16 protein-coding genes are annotated in these 17,965 nt (G+C 60.8%); 6 read left to right on the forward strand and 10 right to left on the reverse strand.

Translation table 11 applies throughout. The features are described from left to right. Positions 1–98 precede the first annotated feature (98 nt). From FJ527_RS22350 to FJ527_RS22360, 3 genes are read left to right on the forward strand one after another with little or no spacing between them, the layout of a single operon-like run. Positions 99–1,607: a sugar ABC transporter ATP-binding protein gene (locus FJ527_RS22350; protein WP_140620366.1), complete on the forward strand. Its 1,509-nt coding sequence runs from the start codon at positions 99–101 to the stop codon at positions 1,605–1,607. Then, entirely contained in the window at positions 1,600–2,598 is a 999-nt protein-coding gene (locus FJ527_RS22355) for an ABC transporter permease (protein ID WP_140620364.1), read from the forward strand. The genes FJ527_RS22350 and FJ527_RS22355 overlap by 8 nt, the downstream gene beginning before the upstream one ends. An 11-nt stretch (positions 2,599–2,609) precedes the next feature. Next, positions 2,610–3,629 (forward strand): ABC transporter permease, encoded by a 1,020-nt coding sequence (locus tag FJ527_RS22360; RefSeq protein ID WP_140661265.1) that lies wholly within the window; start codon positions 2,610–2,612, stop codon positions 3,627–3,629. A gap of 9 nt (positions 3,630–3,638) precedes the next feature. Here the strand turns inward: FJ527_RS22360 and FJ527_RS22365 are convergent, their stop codons facing one another. The 5 genes from FJ527_RS22365 to iolG form a co-directional block, all read right to left on the reverse strand. Then, the gene (locus tag FJ527_RS22365; protein WP_246677774.1) at positions 3,639–4,601 is read right to left on the reverse strand and encodes an aldo/keto reductase; all 963 of its coding nucleotides are present in this window, start codon (positions 4,599–4,601) and stop codon (positions 3,639–3,641) included. 141 nt (positions 4,602–4,742) lie between these two features. Beyond that, complete coding sequence (locus FJ527_RS22370) at positions 4,743–5,789, reverse strand: ABC transporter permease (protein ID WP_140620358.1); 1,047 nt, start codon at positions 5,787–5,789, stop codon at positions 4,743–4,745. Next, complete coding sequence (locus FJ527_RS22375; protein ID WP_140824032.1) at positions 5,786–7,270, reverse strand: sugar ABC transporter ATP-binding protein; 1,485 nt, start codon at positions 7,268–7,270, stop codon at positions 5,786–5,788. Before FJ527_RS22375 ends, FJ527_RS22370 begins: the two co-directional genes overlap by 4 nt. Positions 7,271–7,299: 29 nt before the next feature. Then, positions 7,300–8,364 (reverse strand): sugar ABC transporter substrate-binding protein, encoded by a 1,065-nt coding sequence (locus FJ527_RS22380; protein WP_140620354.1) that lies wholly within the window; start codon positions 8,362–8,364, stop codon positions 7,300–7,302. Positions 8,365–8,743: 379 nt separating this feature from the next. Next, positions 8,744–9,757 carry an inositol 2-dehydrogenase gene (gene iolG / locus FJ527_RS22385; protein ID WP_210241260.1) on the reverse strand — a complete coding sequence of 338 codons (1,014 nt, stop codon included), beginning with the start codon at positions 9,755–9,757 and terminating at the stop codon, positions 8,744–8,746. Positions 9,758–9,904: 147 nt separating this feature from the next. On the opposite strand from iolG, the gene FJ527_RS22390 reads away from it, so the two are divergent. Then, positions 9,905–10,723, forward strand: coding sequence for an SDR family oxidoreductase (locus tag FJ527_RS22390; protein ID WP_140824034.1), 819 nt, complete (start codon positions 9,905–9,907; stop codon positions 10,721–10,723). Positions 10,724–10,793: 70 nt separating this feature from the next. On the opposite strand, the gene FJ527_RS22395 is transcribed toward FJ527_RS22390, so the two are convergent. Then, entirely contained in the window at positions 10,794–12,008 is a 1,215-nt protein-coding gene (locus tag FJ527_RS22395) for a substrate-binding domain-containing protein (RefSeq protein WP_140824035.1), read from the reverse strand. 18 nt (positions 12,009–12,026) lie between these two features. On the opposite strand from FJ527_RS22395, the gene FJ527_RS22400 reads away from it, so the two are divergent. Continuing rightward, the gene (locus tag FJ527_RS22400; protein WP_140824036.1) at positions 12,027–12,248 is read left to right on the forward strand and encodes a hypothetical protein; all 222 of its coding nucleotides are present in this window, start codon (positions 12,027–12,029) and stop codon (positions 12,246–12,248) included. On the opposite strand, the gene FJ527_RS22405 is transcribed toward FJ527_RS22400, so the two are convergent. Genes FJ527_RS22405 through FJ527_RS22420 form a run of 4 tightly spaced genes read right to left on the reverse strand, consistent with a single transcriptional unit; the run spans position 12,235 to position 16,577 of the window. Continuing rightward, the gene (locus FJ527_RS22405) at positions 12,235–13,359 is read right to left on the reverse strand and encodes a Gfo/Idh/MocA family oxidoreductase (protein WP_140824037.1); all 1,125 of its coding nucleotides are present in this window, start codon (positions 13,357–13,359) and stop codon (positions 12,235–12,237) included. The two genes, FJ527_RS22400 and FJ527_RS22405, sit on opposite strands and share 14 nt — an antisense overlap. Further along, a complete protein-coding gene (locus FJ527_RS22410; protein ID WP_140620343.1) occupies positions 13,349–14,314 on the reverse strand; it encodes a hydroxyacid dehydrogenase in 966 nt (321 codons plus the stop codon). The genes FJ527_RS22405 and FJ527_RS22410 overlap by 11 nt, the downstream gene beginning before the upstream one ends. Then, positions 14,314–15,129, reverse strand: a complete 816-nt coding sequence (locus FJ527_RS22415) for an aldolase/citrate lyase family protein (RefSeq protein ID WP_140620341.1) — start codon at positions 15,127–15,129, stop codon at positions 14,314–14,316. The genes FJ527_RS22410 and FJ527_RS22415 overlap by 1 nt, the downstream gene beginning before the upstream one ends. Before the next feature lie 11 nt (positions 15,130–15,140). Then, complete coding sequence (locus FJ527_RS22420) at positions 15,141–16,577, reverse strand: NAD-dependent succinate-semialdehyde dehydrogenase (RefSeq protein WP_140824038.1); 1,437 nt, start codon at positions 16,575–16,577, stop codon at positions 15,141–15,143. A 277-nt stretch (positions 16,578–16,854) separates the two neighbouring features. On the opposite strand from FJ527_RS22420, the gene iolE reads away from it, so the two are divergent. Next, positions 16,855–17,754: a myo-inosose-2 dehydratase gene (iolE, locus tag FJ527_RS22425; protein WP_140824039.1), complete on the forward strand. Its 900-nt coding sequence runs from the start codon at positions 16,855–16,857 to the stop codon at positions 17,752–17,754. The last annotated feature ends 211 nt before the right edge of the window (positions 17,755–17,965 follow it).

A 17,965-nucleotide genomic window follows, 5' to 3' on the forward strand; every position in this document is an offset into this window, starting at 1 on the left:
ATCCGGTGGGCAGTCGGCAACGTCCCATTCCGGCGCGGCATGGGACGTTGTGTTCTTCGCTTTCGAGAATGCAGCAGTGGACGAAACAAGGTCAGTTGATGAATAGCCCTGCCGCCGGGGATGCAAGCCTCCTCACCTTGTCCAAGATCAGCAAGCAGTTCGGCGGAACGCGGGCGCTCGACGCGATTGACTGGTCGATCGCCGCCGGCGAGGTGCATTGCCTGGTCGGCGAGAACGGCTCGGGCAAGACCACCTTGATCAAGATCCTCTCTGGCGTCCACGCGCCCGATGCCGGAGGCTCGATCACCATCGACGGGACAGCCCATGCCCGGCTGACGCCGCAGCAAGCGAGGGCGCTCGGCATCCAGGTGATATTCCAGGACCTGTCTCTGTTTCCGAACCTCACGGTCGAAGAAAACATCGGCATCGGGCTGGAATTGTCAGCCCCGCTGAAGCTGCCGCCCCGAGCCGAAATGCGCAGGGTCGCCAAGGCGGCGCTGGAGCGCCTGGATACTCAACTTCCCCTCGATCTGCCGGTCGGCAGGCTGTCCGTCGCGCAGCGGCAGATCGTGGCGATATGCCGGGGCATCGCTTCCAACGCGCGCGTCCTGTTCATGGATGAGCCGACCGCCTCGCTGACGCGCCACGAGGTCGACCTGCTGCTGGCCACCGTCCGCAGGCTGAAGGCGCAGGGCATCAGCATCGTTTTCGTCAGCCACCGGCTGGAAGAGGTCACCGAAATCGCCGAGCGTGTCACCGTGCTGCGCGATGGGAAGAAGGTCGGCACCTTTCCCGCCCGCGAGATCGACGACAACCGCATCGCCGAGCTGATGACCGGCGAAAGCCTGGAGAACAAGGTTTCGGCGCGCCCCGTCAACGAAAGAAAGCCGGTGCTCGAAGTAAGGGGCGCGACCCGTGTCGGCGAATTTGAGGACGTATCCTTCACTATCCGCGAAGGTGAGATCCTCGGCCTGATCGGCCTTCTTGGCGCCGGCCGGACCGAACTGGCGCTCTCGCTTTTCGGCATGACCCAACTCGATCGCGGGGAAATCCTCGTCGACGGCAAGCCCATGCGACTCCGCTCCAACAAGGCCGCCATTTCCGCCGGCATCGCCTATGCCTCGGAAGACCGGCTGGCTCTAGGAGTGAACCTCCGCCAATCGATAGCAGACAACATCGCGATCACCGTGCTGAAATCGCTCAGCGACCGGTTCGGCATGGTGCCATTCCGCCGCCGGGCAGCCTTGGCGAAATCATGGGTCGAGCAATTGAAGATTCGCGCCGCAGGCGTCGAGGCGGCAAGTCAGACGCTGTCGGGCGGCAACCAGCAGCGCGTCGTGCTCGCCAAATGGCTAGCAACCCACCCGAAGGTGCTCATCCTAGACGGCCCGACAATTGGCGTGGACATTCGCAACAAGGCCGGCATCCACGCGCTGATAAGGTCGCTGGCGCGGGAGGGAATGAGCATCCTGCTGATCTCGGACGAGGCGCCGGAAGTGTATTTCAACAGCGACCGCGTTCTTCACATGCGACAGGGCCGCATCGTCGGCGAGTTCTTGCCCGGCTCGGTCGCCGAAGCCCGGCTCTCGGAGGCGGTGCATGCCTAGGCTGCTGGCGACTATCTTCGGGCAGCCAGAACGCGCCCTTGGCTCGGCCATCATCGTGACGGCCATCATTCTCACCGCGTCGTCTCCTCATTTCCTGACGGCGTCGAACCTTGTGAACCTCGTCGAGGCCTATTCGGTGATAGCGATCCTCGCAGCCGGCGTTTTCGTCGTCCTGGTTTGCGGTGGCATCGATATTTCGTTCACGGCCACGGCGGCGGCCGCCCAATATCTGGCCGCGACGCTCGCCACTACCTACGAAATGTCGGTCATTCCAACGCTGGTGATCGCGGCAGCCTTTGGTACCACACTTGGCGCGCTGAACGCGGTGCTCGTGCATTTTCTGCGCGTCGGCTCGATCATCATCACTATCGCGACATCGAGCATCTACTACGCGCTCCTGATCTACATCACCGATGCGCATGAGATCTACAATCTGCCCGATTGGTGGGCCGAGCCTGTCGTTGTCTACCGGACGGTCCTTGCCTCGGGCGACGTCGTCAAGATCGGCCTGCCCACCCTCGTTATGCTGACGGTGGTGCTGCTCACGCACTTCCTGATGAAGCACACACGGCTCGGCCGGCAGGTTTACGCCTTTGGCGGCAATCCGGAAGCGGCAAGCCGCATTGGCATCAACGTGCTCGGCGTCCAGCTCTTTGCCTATGGCTATCTTGGCTTTCTCGCCGCGATCGGCGGCTTCATCCAGGCCTATCGCGTTCACCAGGCGGTTCCGACCGCAATGGCCGGGCAGGAGCTCAACGTGCTTGCCGTAGCCATCCTCGGCGGCGCCAGCCTTGTCGGCGGAAAGGGATCGATGGCCGGTGTCCTGCTAGGTGTGCTCTTCCTGGCCATGCTGCAGAACGGGCTCAATCTTCTCGGTATTTCCTCGTACTTCTTCGGCGTTGTCACGGGCTTGGCGATCCTGGTCTCGATCGTGATGACCGGATACGCTGAAAAGCGTTCCACTCGACGGCAACGCATCCAGGCCGGTTGAGGGGATATCCGATGTCGGAGCAAAGGGTGCGACAGCTCAACAGCCAATTCGCCAGTGTGATGGCGCTTTTGCGCCAGCCGGTCAAAGGCAAGGGCGGCTTGTTTGTGCTCCTCGTGGCATTGATGGCTGTCTTTTCGCTCCTGGAACCGGGCACCTTCCTGCGCGGTGCGACGCTGCAGGCGATGATGTTCCAACTGCCCGAACTCGGCCTTCTCTCGCTGGCGATGGCAATTCCGCTGATTTCGGGCGGCATCAATCTGGCAATCATCGCGACCGCCAATCTGGCAGGCCTGCTGATGGCCTGGATCCTAACTTCGCTGATGCCGCCGGATGCCGCAGACCTTGACCTGGCGCTATGGATGACAGCTGCCCTGCTGGCAGGCTTGGCGCTTTGCGCGCTGATCGGGCTGATCACCGGCTTCCTCGTCGCGTATGCCGGCGTTCACCCCATCCTGGTCACGCTCGGCACGATGACGCTCCTTCATGGAATCAGTATTTACTTCACGCGCGGGCGCACGGTGTCGGGCTTTCCCGAGGCTCTGATAGCGGTGTCCAACGAAACCGTGCTGGGCGTACCCACCTCGTTCCTGCTGTTCACGATGGTGGCTATAGTCGTTCATGTGCTGCTTACCCGCACGCCGCTTGGCATCCGCATGCACATGATCGGATCCAACCCCGAGGCGACCAGGTATTCGGGTGTTGACACGGGCCGAGTGCTAATTTGGGTCTATGTCCTGTCTTCCCTGCTGTGCTGGCTTGCGGCCATTGTCATGATGGCCCGGTTCAATTCGGCCGGTGCCGAGATCGCACATTCCTATTTGTTGATAACGGTTCTCGCGGCCATCTTGGGCGGGATCGATCCGTATGGCGGTTTTGGAAAGATCGCTGGCCTGTTCGTCGCGCTGATCATTCTTCAAGTCATCGCCAGCGGCTTCAACATCATCGGACTAAGCCCTCATCTTGCGCTCACAGCTTGGGGGGTGATCTTGCTGTTCGTGGTCGCGGCCAAACGTTTAGCAGTGCGCCTTTGATGACGCAGACTAGCCCGGCTTGTAAATCCGCCGGGCCTCGGGATCATCCACCGAATACCCAATCTTCCCAAGATCCTCCCAAGTCTGTTCAGGGATGGCCGCGGTGGCCCACTCAAGCGTCTGGGCGATCCTTTCGGGTTTCGAAACACCCACAACGGTCGAGGTTATCCGCGGCTCATTTAGTGAGAACTGCAGTGCTGCCGCGCCAGGGGCCAGGGAATGCTTTCTGCACAGCCCCTCGATCTGGCGCACAGGTGCGAGCATTGTCTCATCAATCTCTTGATAGGTTATCCGAGACACCCGCGAACTGCCCTTTGCCAGGACGCCGCCAGCGTAAGGAGCCGCATTGAACACAGCTATCCCTCTTTCATTGGCTAGCTCGAAGAGATGACCTGCCGATCGGTTCAAAAGCGTGAAGCGATTGTGATTGAGCAGGACATCAAAGGGCCAGTCTTTGACCATCGGCAACATGATATCGAGACGGCCCATTGCCAGCCCCACGGCGGTCGCCAGACCTTCCTCTTTTATCCCAAACAATTCATCGAGCGCACCGCCTGGCCGCGTGATCTCGTTGAGATCCACGGAATGCTCAGGATCGTGAAGGTGCAGTATATGAACGCGATCAAGACCGAGAGCCAGAAGACTCTCCTCAAGCGACTGCCTAGCGCGACCGGCGTCGAAGCGACCTGTACTCATATCCCGGTCTAATTTCGTCGAAAGCACAAACCCTGGAGGTAGCCCTCCGCGCTCCCTGATCACTCTTCCAATCCGCTCCTCGCTGCGGCCAAGGCCGTAGTTGCGGGAAGTGTCCATGAAGTTGACTGGACCGTCGAAAATCGCTCGGATGGTCGCAAGGGCCGTGGCTTCGTCAACGCTATAGCCGTAAGTGTCCGGCATCCCGCCGAGAGGAGCTGTTCCGAAACAAATTTCGGTGACTTCCAATCCGGACCGGCCGATTGGTCTCCGTTTCACCGCCGCCTCCACGTTAGGACCAGCAACAAGAGCGGACTTCGACCCGTTGAGTGTCCACTGCGCTGAAGCCGTGCACGCACGCTCCATTCGAGCTTGGCAGTTATGCTGGCAGAAACCCTTAGCTCCTGCCGGCATAATATCTCAGGTTCGGGTTCGCACGCCGCTTGAGCGTTGGCTCGCGATCGTCGTCAGCACCGCTGCGACTATGATGACGGCACCGGTCGATGCCTGAACGTAAAAGGACGGAACCTGCGCCAACGTGAGCAAGTTGTTGATGACGCCAATCAAGAGCACTCCGCTAACAACTCCGACGATTGTCCCTCGCCCGCCGCCAAGACTTACGCCCCCGATCACGGCAGCGGCAAAGGCGGAGAAAATGATCCCCTGCCCTTGGGTTGTCACCGTCGAATCAAGGCGCCCCGTCATCAGAACACCGGCTAAGCCCGCCAAGAGAGCCGCGAAGACAAACGCCGACCAAATGACCCTGTCCACGTTAATGCCGGCGGCCCTCGCAGCGTCTTCATTGCCGCCGATAGCATACAGTGCCCGACCGTAGCGGTGATAGTGGAAGACAAGGCCGACCACGGCCGCTACCACAATGAATACGATCACAGACACTGGAACACCGAGCCAACTCTCGGAACCGAGGTATGTCAGCGCTTTGCCGGGAGAGTAGATCGATCGCCCGTTCGAAATGATCAGCACTCCGCCGCGAAGCAGCACAAGCAGCCCGAGCGTCGAGATGAACGGGTTGAGACCCACCCTGACGACCATGAAACCATTGAAAAACCCGATCAGCCCCGCAGTACCCAGGGCAACGAATAGGCCAGTCCAACTTGGCAACTCCAATCCAAGCCCGCCAGCCGCCGCAGGCACCAGTGTGACAGCCGCCAACATCGGAGCGAAGCCGACAATTCCCTCGAGCGAGAGATCCAGTCGACCTATCAGGACGACGAAAGTCAGTCCGATTGTCGTCAGGCCCAGAACGCTCACCTGGTCGAGGATATTCAGCAGATTGGCCGCCGTGGCGAACCGGGGAGCAACGATGGCACCCACGATGACCAGTATGAGAAGGACCGGATACATCGTATATCCACCGGCCACAAAGGCGCTCCCAAAGGCGGACAGCCGCGACTGTCCGGAATGTTCCTTCTTCGGCGTGGATTTGCTCACGATATCGGTGCTCATACGACGCCCTCCATTCGCAGGATTAGATCTTTGATTGTGTATCCGCCCACCAGTTCATCAACGACGTGCCCCTCGAACACGATCACGACCCGGTTGGCCAGCTGATCAATTTCGTCTTCCTCGTCCGAGACGACCACAACCCCCAACCCCTTGCTGGCAAGATCGCGCAACAGCGAATAGAGCTGCTCCTTGGCTCCCACATCGACGCCGCGGGTTGGGCTGAGAGCGACGATGACCTCGGGAGCTCGACAAAGCGCGCGCGCGAAAACAACCTTCTGCTGATTGCCGCCACTGAGCTGGCTCACCGCTTGCTCCAGAGACGATGCGATTACGTTCGTCTGTTGGGCAAGGCGCCCGACATGCCTGGCTTCCTTGCCTTTGCTGATAAAACCAAGTTTGCCGGACAAGACGTCGAGGCCACCGATCGCCACATTTTCACGAACACCCAAAATGCCAACGTAGCCGCTGGCATGCCTGTCGGTCGGAACCAGCCCGATAGTCGGTAGCTTTCCACGAGGGCTGATCACCTCGCCTCTTTCAGGCCTTTGCTGGCCAGCAAGGACCATCGCGAGTGCTTCCTTCCCGCCACCCACCGGACCTGCCAGGGCCACGATCTCGCCCGCCCTTACAGCAAAGTTGATATCCTTTTCCGAAAAGCTGTCGAGCCTAATTCCCTTGGCCTGGAGCAGAACAGGGGCTTCATCCGTCAGGAAATCCTGTCGCGTGCTTCGGACCGTCTTTTCACCCATCATAAGGTCAGCGATGGTCTCGACGTCGAGACGCTCCACGGGCTCGCGTTCCTTTACGACCTTCCCGTCCCTCAATATGGTGACTGTATCGGCAATCTCGAAAACCTCGTCCAGATGATGCGAGATATAGACGAACGAGACTCCCTTGGCTTTGAGCGCCCTCACATGCTCGAACAGAATCCGTTTTTCCGCATTGCTCAACGCCGCGGTTGGCTCGTCCAGAATCATGATGGGCACACCCCGACTGAGTGCTTTCATGATCTCGAGCAGCTGTCTCGTCCCGGCGCCCAGCTCTCCTGCAAGCGAGCGGGGCTGGATGTCCATGTTCCATTCGCTCAGCAGCTCAGCGGCGCGTTCCAACATCAGCTTGTGGCTCACCACGCCGAACCCTCTGCGGACGAGAGGGTTCTCTACAAAAAGGTTTTCCGCAACCGTCAGCAGGTTGAACAGCTGAGGCGTTTGTTGAACGTGGGCGATCAGCTTGCGAATGCAGGGCGCATAGTGTTGGCCTATCGCTTCTACCTCGACCTCGCCAATTCTGATCGACCCGGTATCGGCCGAAACATATCCGCTCAAGGTGGAAACAAGCGTGCTCTTTCCCGCGCCATTGCGGCCCAACAGGGCGTGAACCTCACCGCGCATGACGGTGAAATTCACGCCGCGAAGAGCCCGGGTCGAGCCAAAGGTCTTGGCGATGTCACGCATCTCGACGATGGGTCGCGCGCTGTCCATGATCCTCGGCTCCTCCCCTTGGGTCCTGCTTACTTGCCGATCTTGTTCGCCCACAGATCAGGTGAGTCCACATTGTCGGCTGTCACCAGCGTCGCCTTGAGCTGGTACTGCGGTCCAACGGGTGTATCGATAACCTGGCCGTCGTCACGTGGCCCGATCTCGATCTTGCCACCCTTGGAGACGAGTTCGATCAGCTCGGCCGTCTTGGTCGCATAGGCGCTCAGGGGCTGTGACACCGTCGCGTCGAGGGCCTTGCTGCGGATCAGCTGAAGCCCTTGAGGCGTTCCATCGATTGCGATGCGGATCACCGAGTTCGGGTCACCCACCGGAGCGCCCTTGCCGCCGTTGGTGAGCTGCGCGTTCACGGCCGAGGCCATGAGTTCGGACGCCATGAAGATGCCGCTCAACGAAGGATTCTGGGTGAGGACGTTCTGCGCAGCATCGGCGGCCATGTCGGCAGTCCATTCGGTCGGGCGCTGTATCAGATTCACCTTGGGCGCGAGCTCATGCAGCGTTTTGGAGAAACCGTCGGATCGATCGCGGCCGTTTGGTGTGGTCAGGGCACCCTGTAGCTCAAGCACGATGCAGCTGTTGTCGGTCCAGCACGGCTTGGCCTGCAGGCGCTTGGCCATCTCCTTGGCGCCTTGAACGCCGGCGTCGACATTGTCCGCGCGCACCGTTGCCGTCACTTTGCCGCCCGCGGGGGCGTCATCGATCGAGAAAACGAGGACGTTGGCGTCATTCGCCTTCTTGACCGCGGGAACGATTCCGGCCGCGTCAATGGGAGCGAAGACCAGAACGTTTGCGCCGTTGGCAATCAGGTTCTGGAGCGCATCGACTTCGGCAGCGATATCGCCATTCGGATCAGGAGCACCGACCAGGGTGAAACCTTTTGCATCGAAGGCCTTCTTCGAGAGATCCAGCATCAAGGTCTGGAAATCATCCTTGAGAAACTTCGGGGTGAAACCAATCCTCACGTCCGCGGCCTTGTATTCGGCAAGCGCGGTCCCAGCGGTTATTGCAAGGAACAGCGCGCCGAAAGCCACTGTGCTGGCGGCCCTGCGGCGAGAAATGGGAAGACTTGGAAATTTCATTGGTTCCTCCTTTTGTTGCGCGGTCCGACTGCCCGTTGAGCCGGGCCTGACACCGCTTAGGCCTTCTGTGCTCACCACAGAAAGGTTCGATCTTGCGATGAGACACCGTTTGCGATGTCGTCACGCGCAAATGCAATTGCAGTGCCGGCCCCGCAGCACTGAAAGAGCCCTGGACCAGAAGTTGGGAGTGCGGGCTCGCTGTCGCGATTCTCCTTCGATCGTGATCGCAAGGAAGGCGGAGCCAAGATGCCGCGCCATTGCGGGGCCGGTCTCGGTCATTTCCCCACACGACGAACCGTGCGAGCCCATACTTCACCAAACGCTACTCCTCCCACTGCGCGGATCTTTCATCCTCCTGCGAATCCGCCGCCGAATGCTTTTATGCAGCCACCTCGGAGACGCGCACCAAACGTCCCTCTTTCATGGATTTGTAGGCCGCTTCCGCCAGGATGAGCGCACGACGCCCATCTTCGAAACTTGCCAGCGGAACAGCGCCTTTCTCCACACAGTCCACGAACCCGTCGATCTCGGCCATGAAGGCTTCCTGGTAGCGCTCGAGAAAGAAGAACTGATACGGTTGGCTTGCCTCGGCGGCCGTGCCGGTAAAGCGTCGCAATTCGTGGGGTTTGCGGTTGTCGGAAAGAAGCATTCCGGCGCTCCCGATCAACTCAACGCGCTGATCGTAGCCGTAGACCGCCGTGCGCGAATTATTGATGTGGCATTGCTTGCCCGACGCGGTCCTCAGGATGACCATTGCACTGTCGACTTCATCGAGCTCCTTTCCGAGTGCCGGATCAATGAGCGCATTGGCAAGCGCGAAGACCTCGGTCGGCTCCTCGCCGAGCATGAAGCGAGCCAAGTCGAAGTCGTGGATCGTCATATCGCGGAACAGCCCGCCCGCAGCCTCCAGATAGGCTCTCGGCGGCAACGCAGGATCACGGGACGTGATAATGACCTGGTGCAACTCGCCGATATCGCCGGCCAGCATCGCAGTCCGCGCTGCACTGTGCCCAGGATCGTAACGACGGTTGAAGCCAAGCTGGATCGGGATCTTGGTCTCGCCGATATTGGCGGCACACGCCTCGACGCGGGCGAGGCTAAGGTCGATCGGCTTCTCGCACAGCACCGCCTTACCCGCAGCGACTGCCATTTCTATGTAGTCGGCGTGGGTGGGAGTTGCCGTGGCGATCAGAACGGCGTCCACCATGTCCGACGCGAAGATATCCTCTGCGCTGGCTGCGGCCTTGACGCCTTGAGCCGCCGCGACCTTATCGGCCGCCTCTGAATTGACATCGAATACCGCCGCCAACGCGGATCGGGGATGCCGAGCGACATTGGCAGCATGCATTTGACCAATTCGGCCACAGCCGAGTACGGCGATACGCAACATCAATTTCCTCCCTGCGGCCTGTTGTGCAAGCCAAGCACCAGTCTTTGCGTGCACGATGCAAAATATCTTGCATTATTGCACGTGTGTCAATACAAATTCCGCATTGATTTCTTCTGCAAAATTCATTGCAGAGCGAGGAGGCCTTGAAAAATGAACAGAGTCGATGGGAAATCCGCGGTGGTCACCGGCGGGACGCAGGGACTGGGCGCTGCGATCGCCATGCATCTCGCAGACGCGGGCGCGGCCGGAATTGTCACCTGTGGGCGCAACGCCGATAAGGGCGGCGCCGTCGCTGCAGCAATTGAGGCTAAAACGGGCTGCGTGGTTCGCTTTGTCCAGGCCGATCTAGGGAACGTGGCCGATTGCCGGACGGTGATCGAGGCCGCGGATAGGGCCTTTGGGCGGGTCGATGTCCTGGTGAATGCCGCCGGCCTTACGGACCGTGGTGACATCCTCAACACGAGCGAGGAGCTTTTCGACCGGATGTTCGCGATCAACACGCGCGCTCCTTTCTTCTTGATGCAAGAAGCCATCCGGCGGATGGTCCGAGACCATATCGAAGGAGCGATCGTGAATATTGGATCCACCTCGGCGCTCGCCGGGCAGCCGTTTATCGCGTCCTACTGCGCCTCCAAGGGTGCTCTTGCCACACTTACTCGCAACACGGCGTTTGCAACGATGCGGAACAAGATCCGGGTCAATCAGCTGAATATCGGCTGGATGGCTTCCGACGGCGAGGATCGCATCCAGCGCGAGTATCACGGCGCGGACGCAAACTGGCTCGAAAAGGCTGCGGCCGAACAACCTTTTGAGCGCCTGCTGGCTCCTGCGGAAGTGGCCAAGGCCGTCACATTTCTAGCTTCGGAGGATGCCGGGATGATGACTGGCTCTGTGATCAATTTCGACCAGTCGGTCTGGGGCGCTTACCCCTTCGCCCCGCCAACGCCTGTCGCCAAGTTGGCGATCTAGAGAGGCGATCGGAAGGAACCACCACTTCGGTTGCCCAACATCATCGCTCGCAGAAGAACTCTGCGATCAATCAGAAGGTGGCGCAGTTGAAGCGGGTAAAAACCTGGCTTTGCGTAATTCGATTTACAGGCTGGATGCCTTGGCGCGCCGTCCGTATGCAATCTACCGATAGCGCAATCTCGCGATCGAAGTCGTGGCCGATCGTCACATCCATGATTCCCCGCTCGAGCAGAGAGCGGGAATTCGCGTTCAATTCGTGGCCGACAAAGACGGTCGAATTACTGAGACCTTCTGCCTCCAATGCGCGCCCAACCCCGAGGTTAGCCCCTGAAACATTGTAGATGGCCGCCGGCGGACCGCTCTTTGCGATGTATCGCCGGACTGCCTCGTATATGACCTCAATGCTCTCATTGGAGCTCACCCTCTCATCGATAGCGAGGGTTGAGAATTCGGATCGCAGGACGTGCCGGAACCCCTGCTCCCGATCTTGGTGGCAGCGAAACGGCACGCTGCAAACAAATAGGACTTTGCCGGCAGTCCCGCGCGGGAGCATTCGACCACACAGCCAGGCTGCCGTAGCCCCCGACACATATTGATCCGAGCCAACATAGGCTGCTCGACCTGACAAAGGGAGATCGGTGGTCAGGCAGACCACCGGGAGGCCCCGTCCAGTGGCCGCCCTCACCGCATCGTTGATTGCTGGATGCTCTCTGGCGACCAGGATAATGCCATCGGACGTTTCAGCCGCGCTCTCGATCCGGCGCGCAAAGTCCTCAGGCTGGACGTCGTATGAAGCATGCGACTCCGTTTCAATCTCAGTCGATGGGTTTTGCGCGCTGAAGTTCTTCGCCGCGGCTTCCGCAGCCTCGTTGAACGATCGTCCTGAGTCGGCAAGAAGAACGATACGAAGCGGTTTTGAAATCTCGGGCAAGGTAATTCCACCCGCGCCGGACTGCCGGGCTTCCACAATTGAGGCGGACAGATGCTGTTGGAGAACTGATTGAAATTCGCGGTAGCCCGAAAATCCCAAGGTCTGGACAAAACGCACCACACTGGATGCGTTCACGCCGCAGCGACTGGCAACCTCGGATCCTGACAGAAGGGCTGTCTCGCCAAGGTTCGCGATGAAGAAATTCGCCACGCGACGTCCGCCTCTGCCCATGTTATCCTGAGCTGAGTTCAAGATAGTCATCAACTCGCCGGCAGACTGAGGTTTCGATCGTAAGCGGTCCATGCCTGATCCTTTTTCGATCACCCACCATACCGAAACTTTGCGGTCGAGCAATATTCCTTGCAAAAACGCATGAATCGCTTCGGCGCGGCATTGGATTCGCCGTCATCCGGCTTCGCGCGATCCATCCTGATCGGCAAAATAGCACGCGCCGATAATACCTACCTGCCTTCTGGCTACGTGCGACGCCCACAGGGTAAAGTTCTTTCCCTGCAAAACGCGCAAGCCCGTCGAATGAAGTTCTTCAGCGGCCGCCCCGGCGCCACATTCGAGATTGCCGTCAAATTGTGCTGACCCAGCGGCCTCCAGTCGCCGAGGTGTGGATTGCTTCGACGAGTTCCTGGATGCGCTGTCCGGAGCGGAAGCTGAATGGCTCGGCACGGATCCCGGCGATAGCTTCGAGAAACAGCGCGACCTCGATGGCCTTGAGATCGTTGAAACCAAGCTGATGGCCTGGGGCCACGCAAAACAGCCCATAGGGCGGATGATCAGGCCCGGCCTCAATACGACGGAAGCCGCGAACGCGACCGGCGTCCGCAGTGGTGTAGAATTGCAGTTCGTTGAAGCGCTCCTGGCTGAAGGTCAGCGCCCCTCTCGAGCCATAGATCTCGAAATCGTGCTGCATTTTGCGGCCGGTCGCCACCCAACTCGCCTCGATGCTGCCGGTGGCGCCGCTGGCGAAGCGCAAGAAAGCCCGACCGATGTCGTCGACCTCGACGGCGGTACGGCCGCCCTTGCCGTCCGGACGACTGTTGATGACGGTGACCTCGTCGCCAAGAACGCGCTCGATCGGGCCGAGAAGGAACTCGGCGGTCGCCAAGGCATGACTGCCGAGATCGGCCAGCGTACCGCCCCCAACCGGGTCGAGGCGAAAGGTGAAGGGACTTTCAGCATCGCCCATGTAGTCTTCGGCGTGAATCCCGCGATAGCTGCGGATTTCGCCAAGCTCGCCAGACGCGATGAGCTCACGGGCCAGGGCCATCATCGGATTGCACAGGTAGTTGAACCCGACCTGCGTGCGTACGCCGGCAGCCACGGCAGCGGTTGCCATCTCGGCGGCCTCTGCTGCGCGCGGAGCAAGCGGTTTCTCGCAATAGACGTGCTTGCCGGCGGCGATAGCGGCCAGCGCCATCTCGCGGTGGAACGCGTTTGGCGCGGTGATGTCGACGAGATCGATATCCGGATCGCGGACAAGTCGGCGCCAATCGCCGGTAGCGTTCTTGAAGCCGAGCGTCCGCGCGGCTGCGCCGGCAAGTTCTTCGGTACGGTCCGCGACGGTATGGAGCTCGAGCTCGAATGGCAGATCGAAAACACGCTCCGCCGCGGCGAACCCGAACGAATGGGTCTTGCCCATGAAACCGGTCCCGATCAGCCCGACCCGCAGCTTGGGTTTCTCATTTCCCATTGATTTCGGCCCCATTGACGACCAGCGCGGGATCGATCTTGCTTTCAAAAAAATCGAGGACGTTCTTGACCGACGACACTGCCATGCGTTCCCCACATTCAACGGTAAGACCGGCGATGTGGGGCGTGAGGATGACCTGATCCATCGCCAGCAACGGGTTGTCCGGCGTTGGCGGCTCCTGGTCGAAAACATCGAGGCCCGCGGCCGCAACCGTGCCGGTTCGCAGCGCCTCAATCAGAGCGAGCTCCTCGACCACGCCACCACGGGCGGTGTTGATCAGGACGACGCCACGCTTGATGAGTTCGAATTCACGGGCACCGATCAACGGCACCTCGCCCTTGGGCGCGTGCACGGAAATTGCGTCGGCACGGCCCAGTGCAGCATCGAGGTCGCAGGCCGGCCTCACCTGGCCATCCGGCCAGCCCATCTTCTCGAGAAACGGATCGTAGGCTTCAACCTCCATGGAGAAGCCGGCAGCCATACGGGCAAGATGCCGGCCGATCCGCCCGTAACCCAGGATGAGCAGCCGCTTGCCCGCTAGTTCCGACGCCTCGAGCTTGTTGCGCCAGTTCCATCCTTTTTCGCGAACGGCGCGATCAGCGCGCAAGGTGCGCTTGCCGGCGGCTAGCAGCAGCATCATGGCGTGCTCAGCCACCGAGACCGAATTGACATCGCCGACGATGGCCAGCGCGATACCGCGCTTGTTGAGCGCCGGCAGGTCGACCGAGTCGTAGCCGACCCCATGCCGCGAGACGATGCGGAGTTTGCGTGCCTTGTCGACGGTCGGCGCGGACAGCGGCTGGGTGCGAATGACCAGCCCATCGGCCTTGCCGATCAGCGAGGCGTAGCTTGGCTCGGAAACCTCCTCGACATAGTCGTAGGTTACACCCGGCGTCCGATCTAGCAGGGCTATCCCGCTTGGATGCAGTTTGCCGGCAACAAGCACGTGAGGCATCAGTAGCTTCCCTTGGCGTTGACGCCCTCGGCTGAGGCTCCAGCCATCAGCGCCCTGAACCGCTTGACGGCGCTTTCAGCGGCGCCGGCGAGTAAACGCACGTCATTGGAGACGGTGGTCATGTCGAAGCCCCATGCCACGGCGCGCCCGGCGTATTCCGGAGTGCCGCAATGCAGCGCGGCGCGAATGCCGTGATTGCGGCAGGCCCGCACAATCGTCTGCAGAGCCTCGATCATTTCCGGCTCTTCGCGATCGAAGGCCGGAGGCAGGCGACCGCCGTGCAGGCTGAAGGTCAGGTCGGCGGGCCCCACATAGATGCCGTCGAGCCCTGGCGTGGCCGCGATCGCATCGAGATTGGCCATCGCCTCGGCGGTTTCGACCATAGCGAACGCCAGAATTTCTCTATTGGCCTCGACCGCATAGTTGGCGCCGACCGCGAAATTGGCACGCGTCGGACCGAATGACCGTTGTCCAAGCGGCGGGTATCGGAGGTAGGAGACGAACTTCGCAGCTTCCTCCGCGGTGTTGATCATCGGGCAGATGATCCCGTAGGCGCCGGCGTCCAGTGCCTTCATGATGATGCCCGGCTCGAGCCAGGGGACGCGCACCAGCGGGGTGACGCCCGAGGCGCGCATGGCCTGCAGCATGGGCAGTATGGCGTTGTAGTCGAGCGCACCGTGCTGCAGGTCGATGCCGATGCTGTCATAACCTTGCGCGGCCATGATCTCGGCGGTGAACGAGTTGCCTATCGAGAGCCAACCATTGATGGTCGGACGGCCGTCGGCCCAGAGCTTCTTGAGGGTATTGGGGATCATGGCGGCAACCCTTAGAAAACGACCTGGGCGAGCTTGGTATCGAGGTAATCCGTGATCGACTCGACACCCCCTTCCCTGCCCATGCCCGAAAAATTGGTGCCGCCGAAGGGCGCCTCCGAGGCAGCAAGCGCGAAGCTGTTGATGCCGACCATTCCAGCCTTCAGCTCGGCAATCGCCCGGCGTGCACGCTTGGGACTTTGCGTGAACGCGTAGGCCGAAAGCCCCATGTCGGAGGTGTTGGCGCGTTGCAGCGCCTCGTCGTCGCTGGAGAACGAGGTGATCGCCGCCACCGGACCGAAATTCTCCTCGGCAAAGACCGCCATGTCGTCGCTGACGTTGGTCAGCACCGTGGGCTCGAAGAAATGCCCGGCGTTGAAGGTCGCCGCACGGCGGCCGCCAGCGGCGATCGTTGCCCCTTGCCGTTCGGCCTCCGCGACCACGGCCTCGATGTCGGAGAGCCGTTTGCCGTTGATCAGCGGTCCCATCTGCACCGAGGGGTCGAGACCATCACCAAGCTTCAGCGACTTGACCCGGGAGACGAACCCCTCAACGAATTTGTCATGCAGGCTTTCGTGGATGAAGAAGCGGTCGGGCGTAACGCAGACCTGGCCGGCATTGGCATATTTGGTTGGCACCGCCACACCGAGCGTGGTCTCGAGATCGGCATCGTCGAAGACGATCAGCGGCGCGTTGCCGCCCAGTTCCATCGAGACCTTTTTGACCGTATCGGCGGCATCGCGGATCATCTGCTGACCGACCCGCGTGGAGCCGGTCAGGGAGACTTTCCGGACTACTTTCGACGCCATGATCGGCGTGTAGGTGGCTTCCGTGGGACCGACCAGCAGGCTGACTGCGCCCGCAGGCAGGTTGCCCGCTCGCATGCAGTCGACCATGACCATGGCCGTGCCCGGAGTCTGGCTCGAGGGACGCACCACGATCGAGCAGCCGGCGGCCAGGGCCGGTGCGACCTTGCGGGCCACCAACGCTGCGGGGAAATTCCAGGCCGTGAAGGCCGCGGCGACGCCAACAGGCTCATGCAGGACCTCGAAACGCCCGCTGGGGACACGGCTCTCGATGACACGACCGTAGATGCGACGCGCCTCCTCGGCATGCCAGCGGAATTGATCGACCGCGAGAGCCCATTCCCGCTCCGACTGGGCGAGCGGCTTGCCGGTCTCGCTGGAGATCATCCGCGCCCCTTCATCCTTGCGGCGCAGCATTTCGTCGGCAATCCGATGCAGAGCATCGGCCCGCTCGAAGGCGGATTTTGCTTTCCATGAACGAAGCCCCCGTTGGGCACTTTCAAGTGCGTCGCGAGTGTCTTCCCCATTGGCGCAAGCGACCTCGCCGAGCGCCCTTTCGGTGACCGGACTAAATACCGGAGTTTGGCCTCCCCCGCCCGTTGAGTGCCAGGCTCCATCGATGAAAAGTCCGTAGTCGCCATACATCTGAGCATCCTGAAACAGCACGAGACACGCCACGCAGACAGCGCGGCGGTCACAAGATTCCGGCATTGCGGGACGGGTGTTTCACTCCGTTCGGAGCAGCCTCCGGCGGCGCTGATCCTCGGCATGTCCGATGGATCGCGTGCCCTGCGCGAGTTGGCGCAGTCCTCCCTAAAACCGTATTGCAATAATCATTGCAGCATCTATTGATTTGTCAATAGACATTTCATAATAGATCGCAACGCAGCCATTTGCGTCCTGTGGAAGGAGAACTCAGAGCATGAAAGCCAAAGTTGGCATCGCGCCGATCGCGTGGTGGAACGACGATCTTGCGGAACTGAGTGGCGACATTTCGCTCGAGGGATGCCTCGCAGAAGCGCGGGAGGCCGGCTTTTCCGGCATGGAGACCGGACGCCGATTCCCGATGGATGCCGGCGTGCTCGGACCGATCCTCGACACCTATGGCATGAAGGTCTGCGGCGGCTGGTTCTCGGGCTTGCTGCTCGATGGCGACATCGCCCGCGAGAAGGACCGCATTGCCGAACAGATGGCGTTGTTCAAGGCCGTGGGCGCGCCCTGTATCGTCTATGGCGAGATCGCGGGCACAATCCAGGGCGACCGTTCGGCGCCCCTCGCCACCCGTCGTCGCCTGAGCGAAGAGGAGATCAAGGCCTATGGCCGGAAGATGACCGCTTTCGCCGAATGGTGCGGCGAGCAGGGCATGCCAATCGCTTACCATCACCACATGGCCGCACCGATCGAATCCGAGCAGGACGTGGACCTGTTGATGGAGCATTCCGGTGAGGCGCTATCCCTTCTCTACGATGCCGGCCACATGGCCTTTGCCGGTGGCGACGTGCTGCGCGTGATCGACAATCACCACCATCGCATCAGCCACGTTCACACCAAGGATGTGCGCCAGCCCGTCATCGACGGGTTGGATCGCTCCCGCGAAAGCTTCCTCGATGCGGTCGTCAAGGGCGCCTTCACCGTGCCGGGCGATGGCTCGCTCGACTTCGAGACCATCGTCAAACGACTCGCCGGCCACGGCTATGAAGGCTGGTTTGTCGTCGAGGCCGAGCAGGACCCTATCAAGAACCCGCCGCTGGAAATGGCCAGGATCGGCCATCGCGAACTGCTGCGCGTTATGGCATCCGCGGGTTATACCGTCGAGGGCTGACCCATATAGGACGGACCGAAAGACTTGCGTCGTTACCAGAACGCAAGGTTTGGACGCCGCCATCTGGTCGATGCCGGCGCCAAGGGTACTTGCGGCATAGACGTCTTTTCTTCCATCCTCAGGCGGCCTGCAACTCCGCCTCGCCGGTCTTGGCGCCGGTGATATAGGATACGATGTCCTGCCCGTCGGTATTTTCCTTGCGCAGATTGGC

Origin of the sequence: Mesorhizobium sp. B2-4-18, from assembly GCF_006441385.1 — a bacterium.
GTDB lineage: Bacteria > Pseudomonadota > Alphaproteobacteria > Rhizobiales > Rhizobiaceae > Mesorhizobium > Mesorhizobium australicum.

Excerpts from the sequence above, each read along its gene's own strand:
- FJ527_RS22350 (WP_140620366.1), top strand. The coding sequence starts at position 99 with ATGAATAGCCCTGCCGCCGGGGATGCAAGCCTCCTCACCTTGTCCAAG.
- FJ527_RS22390 (WP_140824034.1), top strand. The coding sequence starts at position 9,905 with ATGAACAGAGTCGATGGGAAATCCGCGGTGGTCACCGGCGGGACGCAG.
- FJ527_RS22405 (WP_140824037.1), bottom strand. The coding sequence starts at position 13,359 with ATGGGAAATGAGAAACCCAAGCTGCGGGTCGGGCTGATCGGGACCGGT.
- FJ527_RS22370 (WP_140620358.1), bottom strand. The coding sequence starts at position 5,789 with ATGAGCACCGATATCGTGAGCAAATCCACGCCGAAGAAGGAACATTCC.
- FJ527_RS22415 (WP_140620341.1), bottom strand. The coding sequence starts at position 15,129 with ATGATCCCCAATACCCTCAAGAAGCTCTGGGCCGACGGCCGTCCGACC.
- FJ527_RS22375 (WP_140824032.1), bottom strand. The coding sequence starts at position 7,270 with ATGGACAGCGCGCGACCCATCGTCGAGATGCGTGACATCGCCAAGACC.
- FJ527_RS22355 (WP_140620364.1), top strand. The coding sequence starts at position 1,600 with ATGCCTAGGCTGCTGGCGACTATCTTCGGGCAGCCAGAACGCGCCCTT.
- FJ527_RS22360 (WP_140661265.1), top strand. The coding sequence starts at position 2,610 with ATGTCGGAGCAAAGGGTGCGACAGCTCAACAGCCAATTCGCCAGTGTG.
- FJ527_RS22400 (WP_140824036.1), top strand. The coding sequence starts at position 12,027 with ATGAATCGCTTCGGCGCGGCATTGGATTCGCCGTCATCCGGCTTCGCG.
- FJ527_RS22420 (WP_140824038.1), bottom strand. The coding sequence starts at position 16,577 with ATGTATGGCGACTACGGACTTTTCATCGATGGAGCCTGGCACTCAACG.
- FJ527_RS22380 (WP_140620354.1), bottom strand. The coding sequence starts at position 8,364 with ATGAAATTTCCAAGTCTTCCCATTTCTCGCCGCAGGGCCGCCAGCACA.
- FJ527_RS22410 (WP_140620343.1), bottom strand. The coding sequence starts at position 14,314 with ATGCCTCACGTGCTTGTTGCCGGCAAACTGCATCCAAGCGGGATAGCC.
- iolE (WP_140824039.1), top strand. The coding sequence starts at position 16,855 with ATGAAAGCCAAAGTTGGCATCGCGCCGATCGCGTGGTGGAACGACGAT.